At 64.3% G+C, this 18,461-nt stretch carries 14 protein-coding genes and 1 tRNA gene; 6 read left to right on the forward strand and 9 right to left on the reverse strand.

Features of this window, described 5'->3' with window-relative positions:
• The first annotated feature begins 2 nt into the window (after positions 1-2).
• On the forward strand, positions 3-2,486 hold the full coding sequence (locus FFS18_RS09535) for a TonB-dependent receptor (protein WP_137870613.1): 2,484 nt from the start codon (positions 3-5) through the stop codon (positions 2,484-2,486).
• A 412-nt stretch (positions 2,487-2,898) separates the two neighbouring features.
• Here the strand turns inward: FFS18_RS09535 and FFS18_RS09540 are convergent, their stop codons facing one another.
• Both FFS18_RS09540 and FFS18_RS09545 read right to left on the reverse strand, forming a co-directional pair.
• Positions 2,899-4,038: an acyl-CoA dehydrogenase family protein gene (locus tag FFS18_RS09540; protein WP_137870614.1), complete on the reverse strand. Its 1,140-nt coding sequence runs from the start codon at positions 4,036-4,038 to the stop codon at positions 2,899-2,901.
• A 106-nt stretch (positions 4,039-4,144) separates the two neighbouring features.
• Positions 4,145-5,338 carry an acyl-CoA dehydrogenase family protein gene (locus tag FFS18_RS09545; RefSeq protein WP_137870615.1) on the reverse strand — a complete coding sequence of 398 codons (1,194 nt, stop codon included), beginning with the start codon at positions 5,336-5,338 and terminating at the stop codon, positions 4,145-4,147.
• Positions 5,339-5,502: 164 nt separating this feature from the next.
• Here FFS18_RS09545 and FFS18_RS09550 point away from each other — a divergent pair, with 164 nt between their 5' ends.
• Positions 5,503-6,579, forward strand: coding sequence for an MBL fold metallo-hydrolase (locus tag FFS18_RS09550; protein ID WP_137870616.1), 1,077 nt, complete (start codon positions 5,503-5,505; stop codon positions 6,577-6,579).
• On the opposite strand, the gene FFS18_RS09555 is transcribed toward FFS18_RS09550, so the two are convergent.
• The 5 genes from FFS18_RS09555 to FFS18_RS09575 form a co-directional block, all read right to left on the reverse strand.
• Positions 6,576-7,472 carry a PAS domain-containing protein gene (locus FFS18_RS09555; protein WP_137870617.1) on the reverse strand — a complete coding sequence of 299 codons (897 nt, stop codon included), beginning with the start codon at positions 7,470-7,472 and terminating at the stop codon, positions 6,576-6,578. The genes FFS18_RS09550 and FFS18_RS09555 overlap by 4 nt on opposite strands.
• Positions 7,473-7,569: 97 nt before the next feature.
• A complete protein-coding gene (locus FFS18_RS09560; protein ID WP_137870618.1) occupies positions 7,570-9,198 on the reverse strand; it encodes a TadG family pilus assembly protein in 1,629 nt (542 codons plus the stop codon).
• Positions 9,199-9,200: 2 nt separating this feature from the next.
• A complete protein-coding gene (locus tag FFS18_RS09565) occupies positions 9,201-9,644 on the reverse strand; it encodes a TadE/TadG family type IV pilus assembly protein (protein ID WP_137870619.1) in 444 nt (147 codons plus the stop codon).
• A 168-nt stretch (positions 9,645-9,812) separates the two neighbouring features.
• On the reverse strand, positions 9,813-10,688 hold the full coding sequence (yghU, locus tag FFS18_RS09570; RefSeq protein WP_137870620.1) for a glutathione-dependent disulfide-bond oxidoreductase: 876 nt from the start codon (positions 10,686-10,688) through the stop codon (positions 9,813-9,815).
• A gap of 75 nt (positions 10,689-10,763) precedes the next feature.
• On the reverse strand, positions 10,764-11,942 hold the full coding sequence (locus FFS18_RS09575; RefSeq protein WP_137870621.1) for a CaiB/BaiF CoA transferase family protein: 1,179 nt from the start codon (positions 11,940-11,942) through the stop codon (positions 10,764-10,766).
• 141 nt (positions 11,943-12,083) lie between these two features.
• Here FFS18_RS09575 and FFS18_RS09580 point away from each other — a divergent pair, with 141 nt between their 5' ends.
• Together FFS18_RS09580 and FFS18_RS09585 are read left to right on the forward strand one after the other, a co-directional pair.
• Entirely contained in the window at positions 12,084-15,323 is a 3,240-nt protein-coding gene (locus tag FFS18_RS09580) for an amidohydrolase family protein (RefSeq protein WP_137870622.1), read from the forward strand.
• Between the two features lie 91 nt (positions 15,324-15,414).
• A tRNA-Ser gene (locus tag FFS18_RS09585) sits at positions 15,415-15,504 on the forward strand.
• A gap of 65 nt (positions 15,505-15,569) precedes the next feature.
• On the opposite strand, the gene FFS18_RS09590 is transcribed toward FFS18_RS09585, so the two are convergent.
• A complete protein-coding gene (locus FFS18_RS09590; protein WP_137870623.1) occupies positions 15,570-16,199 on the reverse strand; it encodes a Yip1 family protein in 630 nt (209 codons plus the stop codon).
• Positions 16,200-16,387: 188 nt separating this feature from the next.
• Between FFS18_RS09590 and hspQ the strand changes: the two genes are divergently transcribed.
• Positions 16,388-16,762, forward strand: a complete 375-nt coding sequence (gene hspQ, locus FFS18_RS09595) for a heat shock protein HspQ (RefSeq protein WP_120216197.1) — start codon at positions 16,388-16,390, stop codon at positions 16,760-16,762.
• Positions 16,763-16,765: 3 nt separating this feature from the next.
• Here hspQ and FFS18_RS09600 read toward each other — a convergent pair whose 3' ends face one another.
• Positions 16,766-17,638 carry an ABC transporter permease gene (locus FFS18_RS09600; RefSeq protein ID WP_137870624.1) on the reverse strand — a complete coding sequence of 291 codons (873 nt, stop codon included), beginning with the start codon at positions 17,636-17,638 and terminating at the stop codon, positions 16,766-16,768.
• A 118-nt stretch (positions 17,639-17,756) separates the two neighbouring features.
• On the opposite strand from FFS18_RS09600, the gene FFS18_RS09605 reads away from it, so the two are divergent.
• On the forward strand, positions 17,757-18,452 hold the full coding sequence (locus tag FFS18_RS09605; protein ID WP_137870625.1) for a GcrA family cell cycle regulator: 696 nt from the start codon (positions 17,757-17,759) through the stop codon (positions 18,450-18,452).
• Positions 18,453-18,461 lie beyond the last annotated feature (9 nt).

The following is an 18,461-nucleotide window of genomic DNA, read 5'->3' on the forward strand; positions in this document are numbered from 1 at the left end:
CCATGCACCCGCGCCTCGCCCTTGTCGCCGCTGCGACGCTGCTGGCCCTGCCTGCGCAGGCCTTGGCGGCGGAGGAACGCACGTTCGACGTGCCGAGAGGGAGCCTGTCGACTGCCTTGCCGGTGATCAGTCGGCAGGCCGGGGTGAGCATCAGCGTCGTTGACGCGAAACTGTGGAAAGCGCGGGTCAAACGGGTGCGCGGTCGGATGAGCGTCGAGCAAGCGATCCAGCGGCTGTTGAGCGGTTCCGACGCCCGCGCAATCCGTGTCTCGGCCACGAGCTGGCGTATCGAACGCCGTCCGCTTGCGCCGCGTGTTGCCCACCGCCCCGCCCCGCCGCCGCAGCAGACGCCGCAGCCGCGCGCGCGCGCGCCTTCGCAGGATATGGTCGCCACGGCGCAGGACGAGATCATCGTCACCGCGTCGAAAACCGACCTGCCCTATTCGCATTTTGCCGGCGTCGTCACCCAATTGAGTGGCGGCGATTTGGCGTTTGGCGGCGAACGCGGGATGGAATCGATCCTGTCGCGCACCGCGACGGTGTCCTCGACCCATCTGGGTTCGGGGCGCAACAAGCTGTTCATTCGCGGCATCGCCGATTCCAGCTTCACCGGCCCGACGCAATCGACCGTCGGGCAATATCTGGGCGACATCCGGCTCAGCTATAATGCCCCCGATCCCGACCTGCGTCTTTATGACGTCGACAATGTCGAAATCCTCGAAGGACCGCAGGGCACGCTCTATGGTGCCGGATCGCTCGGCGGCATCATCCGCGTCGTCCCCAAATCGCCCGATCCGCGCGCGATGTCGGTGCAGGCGATCGCGGGCGTCTCGGTCACCCAGCATGGCGACCCCGGTGGCGACATCGCCGCGATCGCCAACCTCCCCGTCGGTGACAATGGCCATGCGCTCCGTCTCGTCGGCTATATGCTGACCGACGGCGGCTATATCGATAACCCGCTACGGGGACAGAATGACGTCAACCGCGTCCATGTGCGCGGCGGCCGCGCGGCCTTTCGCTTCGACGCTGGCGATGACTGGACCGTCGATCTGGGCGGCGTTTACCAGTCGATCAAATCGAACGATGCACAATATGCCGACAAGGCGGCCGACCCGCTGACGCGCAATTCGATGGTCGAGCAGAATGCCTCGGCGCGTTACGGGCTCGGTACGATTGTGGTGATGAAAGACTGGGACGGCCTGCATTTCCAGTCGTCGAACGCCTTTGTCGACCATCGCCTGTTCGAACGCTTCGACGCCAGCCTGCCCGAAGCGCCGCCCGGATCGGTCGTCTCGAGCGGCGCGGTCGATGTCGAGCGCCTGTTCGCACCGATCCAGGTCATCCCGCTCAGCACGGTGCCCCGCGTGCTCGACCAGCGCAACGCGACGCGAATGTTCGTCAGCGAAAACCGCTTGTCGCGTCCCTATCATGACGGGTTGGGCTGGGTGATCGGCGCGAGCTTCATCGACAATCGCGCGCAGCAGAACCGCGAATATCGCTATGGCGCGCTGCGCGCGGTCCTCCCCGGCGTCACCAACAAAATTACCGAAGTCACGGGCTATGCCGAGGCGACGGTCGAAGTGACGCCGAACCTGATCGCGGCGGGCGGCGTCCGCCTGTCGCACGCGCGGCTGGGCGGGATGGCGGAAGGCGTCTCGTTCGCGCTCGCCCAGGCGGGCCGCGCGACGACCGCGTCGCGAAGCGAAACCGACCTGCTGCCCTCCTTCTCCCTGCTCGCGACGCCGCTGCATAACCTGCGCCTCTATGCGCGCTATCAGGAAGGATTCCGGCCCGGCGGCCTCGCGGTCGATGGCAATTTTGTGCGGCGCTTCCTGAACGATCAGGTGCGGACGTGGGAGGCGGGTGTCCGCTTCGGCGACAAGCGGCAAACCCTGTTCGATGCCAGCATTGCGGTGTCGCACAGTCGTTGGCGCAACATCCAGGCCGATTTCATCGACAGCACGGGCTTTCCGACCACCGCCAACATCGGCGATGGCCGGATCACCAGCGTTTCGGGCGCGCTCGCGATGCGCCCGACCGAGGCACTGACCTTTGAACTCGGCGCAGTCTATAACCACAGCCGCGTCGACGATCTGGCGCTGGAAATCCTGCCGGTATTTGCCGCAGCGCCCGCCCGACTGGGCCGCATTCCCAATGTCGCGAGCCACGCGGTGCGCGGATCGGTCAATTATGCGACCGTCGTCGGCGACGAGGATTTTCGTGTCAATGGCTGGGCCAACTATGTCGGACCGTCGCGGCTTGGGATCGGGCCGGTTCTGGGCGAAAGCCAGGGCGATTATATCGACACCGGACTGGCGATGCGCGTCGGCAATGAACGGCGCGGATTGTCGCTGACGCTGACCAACCTGTTCGATTCGCGCGGCAATCGCTTTTCGCTGGGGACGCCGTTTGTCGAGGGTAATGAGGGTTTCATGACCCCGCTGCGGCCAAGGACGCTGCGGATCGCGGTGGATGTAGCGTATTAGCGAATGTCGGCTTTGGGGTGGTGAGCGGACGTTCCGACTGACCGTCGCCCCCGCGAAGGCGGGGGCCGCTAGCTGCCTATCCCTGCGTCGCTGCGTAAACCGACAGCGGCCCCCGCCTTCGCGGGGGCGACGGCTTGTTTCGATCGGTAACCGCTACGCTCAATTCGTCATCCCGGCGCAGGCCGGGATGACGATGCTATAGATCCTCCCTGTGGCGAAGCCATGGGGAGGGGGACCGTTCGCGAAGCGAATGGTGGAGGGGCGGCGACGGTAGCGCCAAAGCCCCTCCGCCAGCGCTCCGCGCTGCCACCTCCCCATCGCTGCGCGACAGGGAGGATCAACGGCAGCTATCGGTCGATAACTGCCACTGCCGTCGTCGATGCCCCACTCCGCCCGAGAGGTGTTCGCTAGATCAATCCGCCAGTACCAACCGTTCGTAACGATCCATGTGATAATCATGGCTGCCGAACTGGCCCTCGATCATCGTAGCGCGCTTGAAATAATGGCCGATCGCCAATTCCTGCGTGATGCCGATGCCGCCATGCGTCTGGATCGCGTTCTGGCCGACAAATTTGGCGCCGCGCGCGACCTTCGCCTTGGCGGCGGAAACCGCCGCCATGCGTTCGTTCGCGGGCAGGCCGAGCTTCAGCACGCCCATGATCGTCATCGAACGCGCCTGTTCGACTTCCATGAACATGTCGACCATACGGTGCTGGAGCACTTGGAATTTGGCGATCGGAATGCCGAACTGCTTGCGCTGCTGGGTATATTCCAGCGTGCCTTCGTGTAGCTTCTGCATGACGCCGGTCGCTTCGGCGCACACCGCGACGGTCGCTTCATCGACGATCTGTTCGACCAGCGGCAGGCCGGTGCCTTCGCCGCCGAGCAGCGCGTCGCCGGGGATTGCGACATTTTCGAAATAGATTTCCGACGCGCGGCTGCCATCGACGGTCGGATAGTCGCGGCGGACGATGCCGGGCAGATTGGCGTCGATCAGGAACAGCGACACGCCCTCGCGGTCGCGCTGGCCGCCGCCGGTACGCGCGGTAACGAGCAGATGCGTCGCCCATGGTGCGGCGTAAACAACACCCTTGTGCCCGTTCAGCACATAGCCCGCGCCGTCCTTCTTCGCGGTGGTGCGCAGATTGGCAAGATCGTAGCGGCCCTGAGGCTCGGCATAGGCGAAAGCGATGATCGCGTTGCCGGCAATGATCTCGGGGATCATTGCGTCAGACTGCGCCCCGCCGACGGCTTTCAGTGCGCCGCCTGCGATGACGACGGTGGGCAAGTAGGGCTCGATCCCGATGACCTTGCCCAATTCCTCCATCACGATCGCATTTTCGAGCGCGCCGCCGCCAAGACCGCCATGGTCCTCGTCAAAGGCTGCGCCCAGCATGCCGAGTTCCTGCGCCAGGGCGGTCCAGATCGCCGGATCGCGACCGCTGTCCGAATTGATGAACTTCTGGCGCGTTTCAAAATCATAGGTGTCGCTGAGGAAGCGCGACAGCGTGTCGCGGATCATGTCCTGCGTTTCGGTATAGGTGAAATCCATTTTACATCCCCGTCGCCCCCGCGAAGGCGGGGGCCGCTATTGGTTTATACAGCGGCGCTGAGCCAGGCCGATTGCGGCCCCCGCCTGCGCGGGGGCGACGCATGCGTCAGAGCCCGAGCACCATCTTTGCGATGATGTTGCGCTGAATCTCGTTCGACCCGCCATAGATCGTCGTCTTGCGCATGTTGAAATAGGTCGGCGCGGCTCGGTGGGCGTAGTCGGGGCCGATCGGATGTTCGTTATCGCCCTCGCCGAATCCGCGGAAATAGGGCGCGCCATAATGGCCGACGGCCTCCAGCGACAATTCAGTCAAGCGCTGCTGGATTTCAGATCCCTTGATCTTGAGCAGGCTCGATTCCGGCCCCGGGCCACGCCCGGCGTTCGGGCCGGCGAGACTGCGCAGCTCGGTAAATTCGAGCGCCGCCAGATCGACTTCCAGCTCGGCGACCTTGCGCTTGAAGAACGCATTGGCGAGCAGCGGCTTGTCGCCATCGACTTCGGTGCGGGCGATGGCCTTGACCTTTTCGATCCCGCGCTTCGACGCCGCGACCCCGGCAATGCCGGTCCGTTCATGCGCGAGCAGAAATTTGGCGCAGGTCCAGCCTTTGTTTTCTTCGTAAACGCGGTTGGCGACGGGGACGCGGACATCCTCCAGCCACACCTCGTTGACCTCATGCTCGCCGCCCAAGGTGATGATCGGGCGCACGGTAATGCCGGGCGACTTCATGTCGATGAGGAGGAAGGAAATCCCCTCCTGCTGCTTGGCGTCCTTGTCGGTACGCACCAGGAAGAAGCCCCAGTCAGCGTGCTGCGCGAGCGTCGTCCAGGTCTTTTGCCCATTGACGATATAGTCGTCGCCGTCGCGGACGGCCGTCGTGCGCAGCGAGGCAAGATCGCTGCCCGAACCCGGCTCCGAATAGCCTTGGCACCACCAATCCTCACCCGACAGGATGCGGGGAAGGAAATGCGCCTTCTGTTCGGGCGTGCCGAAGGTGTAAATGACGGGTCCGACCATCGCGAGGCCAAAGGGCATCAGGCGGATGCAGTCGGCGCGCGCCGTTTCTTCCGACCAGATGAAACGCTGCGTCGGCGTCCAGCCGGTGCCGCCATACTCGACCGGCCATGCGGGTGCGATCCAGCCCTTCTTGTGCAGGATCTTGTGCCAGACAAGGAAATCCTCCTTGGACATCTCCTCGCCCTCATCCTGCTTTTCACGCAGTTCGGCGGGGTAATTTTCGGCGATGAAGTCGCGCACTTCCTGCTGGAAGGCGAGATCTTCGGGGCTGAATTCCATGTCCATCACGAATCTCCCATTGGGTAATGGCGCGCTTATACTGCGCGCTCACCTTTACGTAAACGGCAAGTTGCTACTTGCAACTTTCCTTGGCCCAATGATTGGGCGTAACATCGCCGCTTGTCCAGCGCGTGCATTCGTCACGGGCGGACAAAGTTGGGGGATGGGAGATGACAAAAGGCAAGCGTACAGCGCTCTGGGTGGCGACGATCCTTGGCATCGCGCTTCTGTCGGCGTGGTTGTTTCAGCGGCCGATCGGCCTTTGGCTCTTCGAGCGCGCGGTCGAACGCGCGGCGGCGCGCGACACGCTCAAGGATCTGCCAGACGGATTGCACGTCGGTCTCTGCGGTACCGGCTCCCCCCTCCCCAGCCGCGAGCGTGCGGCGTCCTGCACCGTCGTGATCGCGGGCAAGGCGTTGTTCGTCGTCGATGCAGGAGAGGGTGCGGCGCGCAATATTGCACAGATGGGCCTGCCCAATGGCCGTATCAAGGCGATGTTCCTGACCCATTTTCATTCGGACCATATCGACGGGATGGGGCCAATGATGCTGCTGCGCTGGACCGCCAGCGGCAACAAAAGTCCTCTGCCCGTTTATGGGCCGTCGGGTGTCGAGCAGGTTATTGCCGGGTTCAACGCCGCCTACGCACTCGATAATGGCTATCGCACCGCGCACCATGGCGAGGCGATCACGCCTCCCGCGGCTGCCGGCGCGACGGCGATCGCCTTTGCGCTCCCGGCGGCACCGACGGTCATCTACGACGCGGGCGGCCTTCGCGTCACCGCTTTCGCCGTCGATCACCGCCCGGTCCAGCCGTCGGTCGGCTATCGGTTCGACTATAAGGGACGCAGCCTCGTCGTCAGTGGCGACACGGCACCATCAAGCACGCTGGAAGTGGCTTCCAAAGGCGCTGACCTTCTGATTCACGAGGCACTGAACCCCGCGATGGTCAAGACGCTCGCGGCAAAGCTCGACAAGGCGGGCCGCAACCAGACTGCACAGATCATGCGCGACATCCTCGATTATCATGCCAGCCCGGCGCAAGCCGCCGACAGCGCGCGCGTCGCAGGGGTCCAGATGCTGGTGCTCAGCCACGTCGTGCCGTCGATGCCATCGCCCTACCTGAATGCGGCGTTCCTTGACGGCGCCGAAGATCGGTTCGACGGGCCGATTATCGTCGGCGAGGACGGCCAATATTTCTCGCTGCCCGCTGGCAGCAAGACAATCGACCGCGGCAGCTGGTTCTAGGCAGCGCGTCGGGTGACCAGAACAACCGCACCATCGCTGGCATAAGGTCCACGGACTTCGGCGATCGTCAGATCGACGTCGATGGCGTCGCCGTCGCGCGTCACCATTTGGGACGCGATGCAGACGGGCTGACCCGATCGGAACAGCGCCTCCAGTCCCTCAGAAAAACCTGACCGATCACCGACCGCCAACAACGCCGAAAAACGCACCCGCCGGATCGCGGTGGCATCGACCCCGAGCATAACGAGTAGCGAGTCGTTCGCCGCCTCGACCGCTCCGCGCACCGATATGCGGGCGTGACCGATACTGCCCTGCGCTTCGATCGCGCTCAACAGGGCGGCGCGTGCGTCGGTGGCGGCAAAATTGTCGATGGCACCGCTGACGTCGCGCAGGATCATCGCACCGCCGGTCGGGGTCGGCACAAGATCGATCCGCAGCCATTGGCGCGGTCGCAAAATGTCCGGCAACTCGCCCGAAAAACGCTCACGATGGTCGATCAGGCGGATGATATGCTGCGTCAGCATGCTGCGCTCGATCCGTGGCACCGCGGTCGTCAGGGGTACGCCGATCATCTCCGCGCATGATCGTTCCAGCATGTCGCAGGCCGCCGGGTTGGCGGCGACGATCCGCCATTGCCGATCGATCAGGATCACTCCGTCGCGGATCGATTCGACCACCCCCGCCAGCGATTGTTGCAGGCGGTCTGCGGTCCCTGCAACATTGTTCGCCTCGCTATCGAGCCGACGATAATCGTCGAGCGAGATCAGCACATGGGCATCCTTGCCATGGTGCGTCACGACGACAGGCTCGCGCGCCGATTGCAGGCGCCAATTGGCAAAGCCGCGAATGAAATCGGCTGCCGATACTCGCTGCGGTTCCTGCGCCGTCGCCACACTGACCTCCCGAAATGTCGATGCTTCGCGAGTATATTGGGGCGTTTTCCCAAAGCTTGGCCGCGAATTGCGTCCGATCCGGCGCCGGTCTGGCGGATCAGACCAGCTTCGCTTTCCCGCAACGCAGCGCGTTGACCCGCGCGTCGGCCTGTCCGACGTGCACGCCGAGCAGTCCGGTGAGGTCGGCGATCACGGTATCGACCACGGGCGCGGCAAGCGCGACGCCGTCGGCGACGGCGGAGCGCAGCGCGTTGAGGTTGAGCCCGATGCCCAGCACATTGACGCGAAGTTCCATGCGGTCAGCAAGCGATCGGGCGGCACCCGCGACGATGCCGCTGCTCGACACGGTCTTGACTTGCCCATCGTCAATATCGCGGCGCGAAAAGGCGACCGGCTTTTCGGCGAGGTCGGACAGCACCAGTTCGGCCTCGGCGTCAACGCTGGCCAGCGGCAGTTTCACCACGCGCGCCGGAGCGGGATCGAGCGGGCGCTTCATATCCTGGAAATCGGCGGCGTCGACGGTGCCGATCGCCAGCATGGCGGGCGAGGTCACCACCGCGAGCGACACCGCCGCGCTGCTGTCGGGACCACAATCGATCTCAGAAATCCGCGCCGATGCCGAGCCCAGTTCGGCGAGCACCGGGACGTGGACGCTGGCAAGCAGGGTCTGGACCCTCGTGTCGATCTTCAGCCGTACCTGCGCGGTGCGGACGACGACCTGATTGGTGTCGGTCACCGCAATCAAAGGCGAATGGGCTGGCGGCTCGCCGACGAGCAGCGCGATGTCGATGCCGGACCCGCCCGGCAGCGCACTCGCGACCGAAAGGTCGACCTGGCGATTGGCGTTGCTCAGCAACAACATCGCGCGCAGCAGGCTGAGCGCATTGACCTTGACGGGGTTGGCGGGGTCGACGCGGATGCTCGACGAGCGCGGCCCCAGATCGATCGCGCGCGACGGCAGCAGGCTGCGCGGCAAGGCGCGTCCGGCGATATGTTCGAGCACCCCTGCGGCTTGGCCATCCGATGCGCTAGCCAGCGCTGATACGACCTGCGGCAGCGTGACATGGCTGTCGAGCGTCTGGCCAAAGGTCAGCACATCGGCATCGATCTCGGTCCGGAGCGCCTCGGAAAAGGCGAGCAAGTCGATGTCGGTGCTGGCGAGAGCGTTATAATCCATCAGCGACAGGCTGAGCTCGCTGCCGGTCAACCCCGACAACAACGCGTTGGGAAGGCCGCCGTGCACCGCAGCGACGCGCGACCCGAGCGAAAAGGCCGCGTAGCCGCGCCGCGCGCCGGTGGCCGTGGCGCGGATGACGGTGTCGCTCTTGCCGGTCAGGAAACGGCCGAAGTAGAGCGGGCGGTTGCGGGTCAGGCTGATCTGCACGGCGTTCGCTGACGCTCCTCCGGGCGCGAAACGCTGCTCGGCCGCCACGGTCCGTTCGGGCGTATAGGTGCCTGTGGTGAGCGCTGCGATCTGGATGCCGCAATCGCAATTGGCGGCAATGATCCGCTCGGCCGCCGCCCGCTCCTCGCCCGGTCGCCCGGCTGCCGCCATTGCCGCCGCGTCGGCGATGCCCTGCAGTTTCCGCCGGTCGAGGTAAAGCGAGCCGACATCGACCGCGAGCGCCGCGGCACCGATCAGCATCGTCATCGCGAAGGCGGTCGCGATGCTGATTCCCGCGCGGCGGTCGCGGACCAAGCCGCAAAGGAACGGGAGCAGCGCCACGGTCAATCGACCGGCAATTCAAAGGTCGCGCGCGACCGAATGACATTGGTCGGCGACGGGACCAGCGCCGAACGCAGGAAGCTGTCCGGCGGAGCGGTAAAGGCGACCGCAACCGTGATGGCTTCGTTCGTTTCGGACACCGCGACGCTATGCGAGCCGCTCACCGATTGCAGGCTCCGCGCAACCGCGCGCGTCGCCACCGCGCTGCGATCGGCGGCATCGAGCCCGACGATGGCGGCGCGTGCACCGTCGTTCGCCGCCTGCTGGACGCTGTGCGCGAGCATGAAATATTGGCCATAGACCAGCATGCCCGTCAGCAGCATGAGGAGCAGCGGCAGCACCAGCGCCATTTCGACGATGGCAGCGCCGCGCTCCTCGCGCAGCAGAGTGGGGCCGGGCGGAGACGGACGGCGGGCGGGCCGCGGCAAGACAGGGAAAGCTGTCATGGCCGCCAGCATGACGGTCCGAAATGAAAGCGGCGTCGAGATCGCCCGACGCCGCTTTTGCGTATTTTACATAGCATTTGCGTGCAGTGCAGCGGCCTTGTCGGCGGTTTGCGCCATTCCTTGACGCAGCGCTAACGACGGGCGGTCGTCGCCCGTCGCAAATTGCGCTTATTGAGCGGTCTCCAGCTTGTCCTGGGTCTTGAGGTCAAAGTCCGATGCGTCGTGGCGTTCGCGAAGCTGACTCGCCGGATCGCCGGTAACGCGATTGACCATCCGCCCGCGCTTGACCGCGGGGCGCGTGGCCAGTTGGTCGGTCCAGCGCTGTACATTCTTATATTCATGCACCTGCAGGAACTCGCCCGCGTCATAGACCAGCCCCTTGGCCAGCGCGCCGTACCAGGGCCAGATCGCCATGTCGGCGATGGTGTAGTCGGCGCCCGCGACATATTCGCTCTCCGCGAGGCGCCGGTCGAGCACGTCCATCTGGCGCTTCACTTCCATCGCATAGCGATTGATCGGATATTCCTGCTTCGTCGGCGCATAGGCGTAGAAATGGCCAAAGCCGCCGCCAAGGAACGGCGCGCTGCCCATCTGCCACATCAGCCACGACAAGGTCTCTGCACGCTTCGCGGTCTCGGTCGGCAGGAAGGCGCCAAATTTTTCGGCAAGATGAATCAGGATCGCCCCCGATTCGAACACGCGGATGGGCTCGGCGCCGCTGCGATCGACGAGAACAGGGATCTTGCTGTTCGGGTTCGCCGCGACATAGCCGCTCGAAAACTGATCGCCCTCGCCGATGTTGATCAGCCACGCGTCATATTCGGCGCCGCTATGACCTGCCGCCAGCAGCTCTTCGAGCATCACCGTGACCTTCACCCCATTGGGGGTGCCGAGCGAATAGAGTTGCAGCGGATGCTTGCCGATGGGCAGATCCTTGTCGTGCGTCGGCCCGGCGATCGGGCGATTGATGTTGGCAAAGCGTCCACCGCTATCCTTGTCCCACGTCCACACTTTTGGCGGCACATATTCGGCTTGATCGGTCATCGCGGAGCTCCTGCACTGAATTTCATACTGAACGGTATTTAAAGATCGATGCCATCGCCGTCCACCCCTAGCCGGTCAAATAATAATTGCCGCACGTAAAGCTGCGACCTCAGTCGTGTCATAGCCGAGTTCGGCCAGGATCGCGTCGCTGTGTTCGCCGACTTGCGGCGCGCGCGTCGAAGCGACCTTGTCGCTGCCCGACAAACTGATCGGCGCCCGAATGATGGGCGCGCCGCCGGGCGTTCCCGGATAGTCGGCAGGCTCGACGAGCCCCATTGCGGCCACTTGCGGCTGCGCTAACGCTTCGGCTGCGCGCAGCACCGGCGCTGCCGGAACGCGGGCCGCGCCCAGTTCGGCGATGGCGTCAGCGCTGCTCCGGTCGATGCACCATGCCTGCATGATCGCGCTCAGCGCTTCGCCATTGTCGCCGCGCAAGATATCGCTGGCATAGCGCGGATCGTCGATCAGTTCGGGCCGCCCGACCAGATTGGCCCAGCGGGCAAAGATGCCGCCGCCGACGATCTGGGTAACGATCCACCCATCACACGTCCGAAAGATGTCGGTCGGCCCGGAGCTGTAACTCCGATTGCCGATCGGCTGACGCTCGACGCCGTTGAGCGCATGATCGATCGCCAACGCGTTCGAAAAGGCAAGCGCGGTGCCGAGCAGCGACCCCGAAACGCATTGCCCCTTCCCCGTCGTTTCGCGCTCACGCAGCGCCAGCATGACGCCAAAGGCGGTGTGCAGCGCGGTGCCGAAATCGACGTAATTGACCTGCGCGCGGTAGGGCTGATCGGGCGTCCCGGTCAAATGTACCGCGCCCGACATCGCCTGTCCGACCGCATCGAAACCGACGTTCTGCGCCAGCGGCCCCTCGCTGCCGAATGCCGACGCGGTGGCAAGGATGATCCGCGGGTTGATCGCGGACAAGCTCGCGAAATCGAGCCCCAGCTTGGTCAGCGCGTCGTGCGGCAGGTTGGCGACGACGACATCGGCGGTTTCGACGAGCTGCCGGACAATTTTGCGTCCTTCGGGGCTGCCGGGCTTCAGCGTCAGGCAGCGCTTGCCGCGGTTCATCTGCAGGAACATCGCCCCCGATCCGTCGTCGGCCACCGGAACCGTGAACCGGTCGTCATTGCCGCCCGGCGCCTCGATCCGGATGACGTCGGCGCCATAGTCGGCGAGCAGGGCGGCGCAATAGGGACCGGCGATATAGCGCCCGAAATCGAGGACTCTTATTCCCTTGAGCGGCACGCTTCACTCTCCCCATTGCTGTCTTTGGGTCGGGCTAGCAGCCGCCTGTCGAGCGTGCCAGCGCCTTCGTCGAAACCTGTCGCTTGCATGTTCGTTACAGCATCATATGGTCGGCACATAATTTCAAACGGGGATAATTTCATGGCGCGCTTCGCTCTCGCCCTTGCGGCGACTTTGGCTTGTTCGACTTCGGTTTTTGCCCAGCAGGCGGCACCAGCGCCCGCCGCAGATGCGAAAGCCCAGAAATGGGACGTCAACGCTCCGCCGGGGATGGCGACGCGCAAGGTGCCGATTGCCGTCGATGAAGGCAGCTGGATGAACGTCGATGTTTCACCCGACGGCCGCACCATCGCTTTCGACCTGCTTGGCGACATTTACACCATGCCGATCGAGGGTGGCACCCCGACGCGCATCGCAGAAGGTCTCGCGTTCGAGCATCAGCCGCGCTTTTCGCCCGACGGCAAGCGGATCGCCTTTGTGTCCGACCGGGGAGGCGGCGACAATATCTGGCTGATGAATCGCGACGGCAGCGACAAGGTGCAATTGAGCAAGGAAGATTTCCGCTTGCTCAATCAGCCAAGCTGGTCGCCCGACGGGCAGTTCATTGTCGCGAAGAAACATTTCACCACGGGCCGCTCGCTCGGCACCGGCGAGGTGTGGATGTACCATGTCTCGGGCGGCGCCGGCGTGCCGCTGGTCAAGAAACCCAATGAGCGCCACCAGAAGGAGCTCGGCGAACCGATCTTCGCCGCCGACGGCAAGAGCGTGTTTTACACGCGCAATGTCACCCCGGGCCCGATCTTTGAATATGCGCAGGACAGCAACACCGACCTGTTCCACATCGAACGCTATGATTTGCAGGCAGCGAAGGTTACCACTGCGGCGTCGGGCGATGGCGGGGCGGTGCGCCCCACCCCTTCCCCCGATGGCAAGCGACTGGCGTTCGTGCGCCGTGAAGCGACCCAATCGAAGCTTTATGTGAAAGATCTCACTTCGGGGATCGAGCGCAAGGTTTATGATGCGCTCGACCAGGATGTGCAGGAAACCTGGGCGGTCACCGGCGTCTATCCGAACATGGCGTGGACTCCCGACAGTAGCGATATCGTCTTTTGGTCGGGCGGCAAGCTGCGCCGCGTCAGCAGCCAGGGCGGCGACGCGCGGATCATTCCGTTCAGCATCAACGATGACCGCGTGATCATCGACGCCACCCACCCGGCGGTCGAGGTGGCACCGGACAGCTTTACGACACAGATGCCGCGCTGGGCCGAGGTGTCGCCCGATGGGCGTAGCGTCGTGTTCGAAACGCTCGGCAAGCTGTACATCAAGCCCGCCAGCGGCGGCACCGCGCGGCGACTGACCGCCGCGAGGGACGATGCGATGGAGGCATGGCCAAGCTGGTCGCGCGACGGCAAGTCGCTCGTCTTCGTCCGCTGGACCGACAGCGGGCTCGGCGAAATTCACGTCGTCGGTGCAGGCGGTGGCGCATCGCGCAAGCTTACGACCGTTCCCGGCCATTATGCCGAACCGCGTTTCTCTCCGGACGGCAAGACAATCGTGTTCGAGCGGCGCGGCAGCGGCGGGCTGACCTCGGCGCGCTGGAGCGAGGACACCGGCGTCTATCGCATGGCGGCGAGCGGAGGCTCTGCCGAACTGGTCAGCCGCGACGGCGCAAAGCCGCAATATGGGGCGACCAACGACCGTATTTTCATGGTGACCGCGGGCGACGGCAAAAGCCAGCTCGTCAGCACCGACCTCAGCGGCCAGGACAAGCGCACCCATGCTAACGGCGAACTGGTCAGCGACTATGAAATCTCGCCCGACGGCGGGACGCTGGCATTCCGCCAGAACTACGACGCCTATGTCACCCCGCTGATGCCCGGCGGGCAGGACGTGTCGCTCGGCACCAAGAGCGGAGCCTTGCCCGTAACGCGGGTTAGCGGCAGCGGCGCCGAATATATCCATTGGTCCAACGGCGGTCGACGCCTGCACTGGAGCCGGGGGGCGACGCTGTTCAGCGCCGACCTAGCGCGTTTGTTCACCAACGCGCCCGCCGACGACAAGGCACCCAAATTCACGCCGCCGACCGATGGCGTCTCGCTCGCCATGACGCAAACGGCGGCCAAACGCCGCGGCACCGTCGTCATCACCGGCGCGCGCATCGTCACCATGGCGGGCGCCGACGGCGGCATCATCGACAATGGCGCGATCGTCATCGAAGGCGACCGCATCACTGCGGTTGGCCCCTTGGCGTCGATCAGCGTCCCGACCGGCGCCGTCACCATCGATGCAACCGGCAAGACGATCGTACCCGGTTTCGTCGATGCGCACGCCCATGGCAGTCACGGCGATGACGAACTGATCCCGCAGCAGAACTGGTCCGAAATCGTCAATCTGGCGATGGGGACCACGACTAGCCACAACCCCTCGTCGCGCGCCTCGGAAATCTTTGTGTCGTCCGAAATGCAGCGCGCCGGGCTGATCCTGGCGCCGCGGATCTTTTCGACCGGCGAGATCATCTATGGCGCGAAAGCGGCGGGGGTCTATGCCGAGATCAACGGCTATGACGACGCGCTGGCGCATGTCCGCCGCCTGAAGGCGCAGGGCGCGCATAGCGTCAAAAACTACAACCAGCCGCGCCGCGATCAGCGCCAGATGGTGGTCAAGGCCGCGCAGGCCGAGAACATGCTCGTCGTGCCGGAGGGCGGCTCGCTCTACACGATGGACGTGTCGTTGATCCAGGACGGCAATTCGACCGTCGAGCACAATATCCCGCTCCACACCTTCTACAAGGATCTGGTGCAGCTGTGGGGGCAGACGCAGGTCGATTACACCCCGACGCTGGTCGTCACCTACGGCGGCCCGGCGGGCGACCCCTATTGGCGCGCGCACACCAATGTATGGGAGCATCCGATCCTGACCAGGCACATCCCGCCTGCCCAGCTCGCCGCGAACAACAAGCGCCGCACGATCGCGCCCGAGGGCGACTATGTCGACGATGATTCGGCGCGCGAGGCAGGAAAGATCGCCGCCGCAGGACGAATGGTGTCGATCGGCGCGCATGGACAGCAATCGGGGCTTGGCGCGCATTGGGAGATCTGGTCGTTCGTGCGCGGCGGGTGGAGCAATGTCGATGCGCTGCGCGCCGCGACCATCATGCCCGCTACCTCGCTCGGCTATGGCAAGGATGTCGGATCGCTCGAAGCGGGCAAGCTCGCCGATCTGCTGATCCTCGACGCCGATCCGACACAGGACATTCGCAATACCGAAAAAATTCACCGCGTGATGCTGGGCGGGCGGCTGTACGATCCGCTGACGATGAACGAGGTCGCGACGGGCAATCGCACGCGCGCGCCCTATTGGTGGGAAGCCGAAAAGCCCTGATTGGGACGCCATCGGGCGGCGGACGCGCGAAATTGTGACGAGAGGGTTGCAACTCGCGCGAGCCGCCGCTAGGGGCGTCACCTCTCAGCGAGGAGAGTTGGCTGAGTGGTCGAAAGCGTCGCACTCGAAATGCGAAGTGCCGGCAACGGTACCGAGGGTTCGAATCCCTCACTCTCCTCCATTTTTCCCTGATCTGACCACCAGCGGACGACCGCCCCGGCATCGCTATCGGGACGGTCGATTGATCTACATTCGAATGTCGGGCAGCGACGGTGTGGTCAGCGACGCGACGATCGCGCCGACGATCAGGAACAATACGATCGCGACGATGATCACGACCACGGTATAGCCCATCGCCTTGTCCTGCGGCACCTTCATCAGGATCGGTAGTCCCAGGTATAGCAGATAGAGGCTGTAGAGGCCGAGCAGTCCCAGGATCGCAAGCGCCGGGATCAGGCCGAATATTCCCGCCAGCCAGCCTGCCGTCGCCGAATAGGCCGCGACCTTCAGCGCCTGGACCTGATTCTTTTGCCCACCGAAGTTGGGCGCCAGCCCGTCGATCACCAGCGCCAGGGCAAAGGTCGTCGCGAGCGCCAGGCCATAAGACAGTATCGCCGAAACCAGCGCGGTGCCGATCGGGGGGTGAAAACTGATGCCAAATGCCCCGTAGCCAAAAACCTGCCCGCCGATGAACTGGGCGATCGGCCCGATCGCGGCCAGCACCAGCACGTAAGGCATGTAGATCGACTGGGTCGTCGCGGGCTCGGTGTCGATGACCGCCCACGTCTCCTTGGGTTTCAGGATGATGTTCTTGGCCCGCTCGATAATGCCCGATGCGGGGCTTGGCGGTGGGTTGCTCGTCGGAATGTCGCTCATGCTATGCCTTTCCCTGTTGCAATCAACACGGCCCGCAATCCAGCCCGGTATAACCGGCGGCCGAGCAGACAGCTTAGCTCGGCTCGCGCCAACATCTGTAACGCGTATCACAGCCGGGATTCGACCCACCGGCGGGCAGCCGAGTGTAACAGGGTTGAAACAGCAGGGAATAGCCATAGATTAGGCACATGATTTCCAAATCTTCCTCCGACCATCATGGGGCGGTAACGGCGCCGCTGATCGGTGCTGCCAGCTTCGCGCCCGGCGACATCGTGCGCCACCGCATGTTCGATTTTCGCGGCGTCGTGTTCGACATCGACCCGGTCTTTGCGAACAGCGACGAGTGGTATGAAGCGATCCCGGAGGAAATCCGTCCGGCGAAAGAGCAGCCCTATTACCATCTGCTCGCCGAAAATGGCGATTCATCCTATATCGCTTACGTTAGCCAGCAGAATCTGGTGCCCGACGCCGAAGGCGGGCCGATCGATCATCCGCAGATCGACGCGATGTTCGAAGGGCTGGACGACGGCCGTTACCGCGTCCGCGCCATCCATCGCCACTGATGGTCAGGCTTTGAGCTTCCAGCCGGAAGCAAGCAGGCGATAGGTCAGCAGTCCCAGCACGATATTGACCGCGATCAGCACCGCGATTGCGGTCACCACCGGCTTGTTGATCGTCGAATCGACCGTACCGATAAAGCCGTAGCGAAATCCCATGATCGCGTAATAGACGGGATTGCCGTGCGCGACGGTCTGGAACCAGGGCGCCAGCCGGTCGACCGAATAGAAGGTTCCCGAAAGCAGCGCGAGCGGGGTGACGACGAAATTGGTCACTGCGGCGGCATGATCGAACTTCTCTGCCCAGACCGACGTAATAAGGCCCAGAAACCCGAGCATCGCGGCACCGAGAACCCCGAACACCGCGACGGCCCAAAAATGCTGAGGCGTCACGCTGACCCCCGGCCACAGTGTCATCGCGAGCCACAGTGCGATCCCGACAAGGATAGCCCGCGTGATCGCCGCGCCGATCAGCGCGATGATCAGCTCACCCACCGCAAGCGGCGGCATCAGATAATCGACGATCGTGCCCTGGATCTTGCCGACGAGCAGCGAAAAGCTGGAATTGGCAAAGCTGTTCTGCAGCATTGCCATCATGATCAGCCCCGGCGCGATGAAATCGGCGAAGGGAACCCCGATCACTTCGCGGCCTGCGCCGCCGAGCGCCACGGTGAAAATGACCAGAAACAGTAGCGTCGTGATCGCGGGCGCCCAGATTGTTTGCAGCTGGACCTTGAAAAACCGCCGCACCTCCTTGACATATAGCGCCTGCATGCCGGGCACGTTGAGCGTCCGGATGTGCGGCACTCCCGGTTCGGCAAAGGGCGGGGTTGCCGCGAATTTGCTCGAGTCGGGTCGCGAAATTTGGGGCTGGTCGTTCATGGCGTTCTCGCCTATCGCCTCCCCGATCTTACCGCAAGCTGGGCAGTGGCGCCGATCCCTATGGATCGCATCGATGACCGCGACACCACCCGCGGCGTGGAATGATAAGGATTTGAATATGTCTTGGACCGATGAGCGCATCGAAAGCCTGCGCACCATGTGGGAAAAAGGGCTGACCGCCAGCCAGATCGCCGACGAATTGGGCGGGGTCAGCCGCAACGCGGTGATCGGCAAGGCGCATCGCCTCGGTCTGAAATCGCGCCCCTCGCCGGTCAAGGCGACCGACAAGGTCAAGCCGGTGAAAGTCGCAGCCCCTGCGGCGCCCAAGCCGGCGGCGCCCGTCGCCGCCCCGCGCGCCGCTGCACCGGTCGCGCCGCGGCCCGCCGCACCCGCGCCGCCCAAGTCCGAAGCACGGCCGACGGTCGATACGCCGACCGCCGACGGATCGGTGGGGGAACAGCCTCCGAAGAGCGACCAGCCGCGTATCGTGTCGATCGGTCCTGGCGGCTTTATCCGCCAAGGACCTGGCGATCAGCAGGCGCCGATCCCGCCTGCGCCGCCGCGCCGTCTGGTGCCGGCCAAGCCAAGCCCGGAAATCGCGGACAAAACCAGCCTGCTTGACCTTAATGACCGTATCTGCCGCTGGCCGATGGGGCATCCGGGCGAGCCCGATTTCCATTTCTGCGGGCAGGCCGTGAACCCCGGCTTCCCCTATTGCGTCGAGCATTGCGGCCGCGCCTATCAGGCGCAGTTGCCGCGCGGCACGCGCCGTCCGCCCCCGCCGCCGCCGTTCGGAGGTCCGCGCGTACGATAGGGCGCGTTC

This window comes from Sphingopyxis sp. 2PD, assembly GCF_005503695.1.
GTDB lineage: Bacteria > Pseudomonadota > Alphaproteobacteria > Sphingomonadales > Sphingomonadaceae > Sphingopyxis.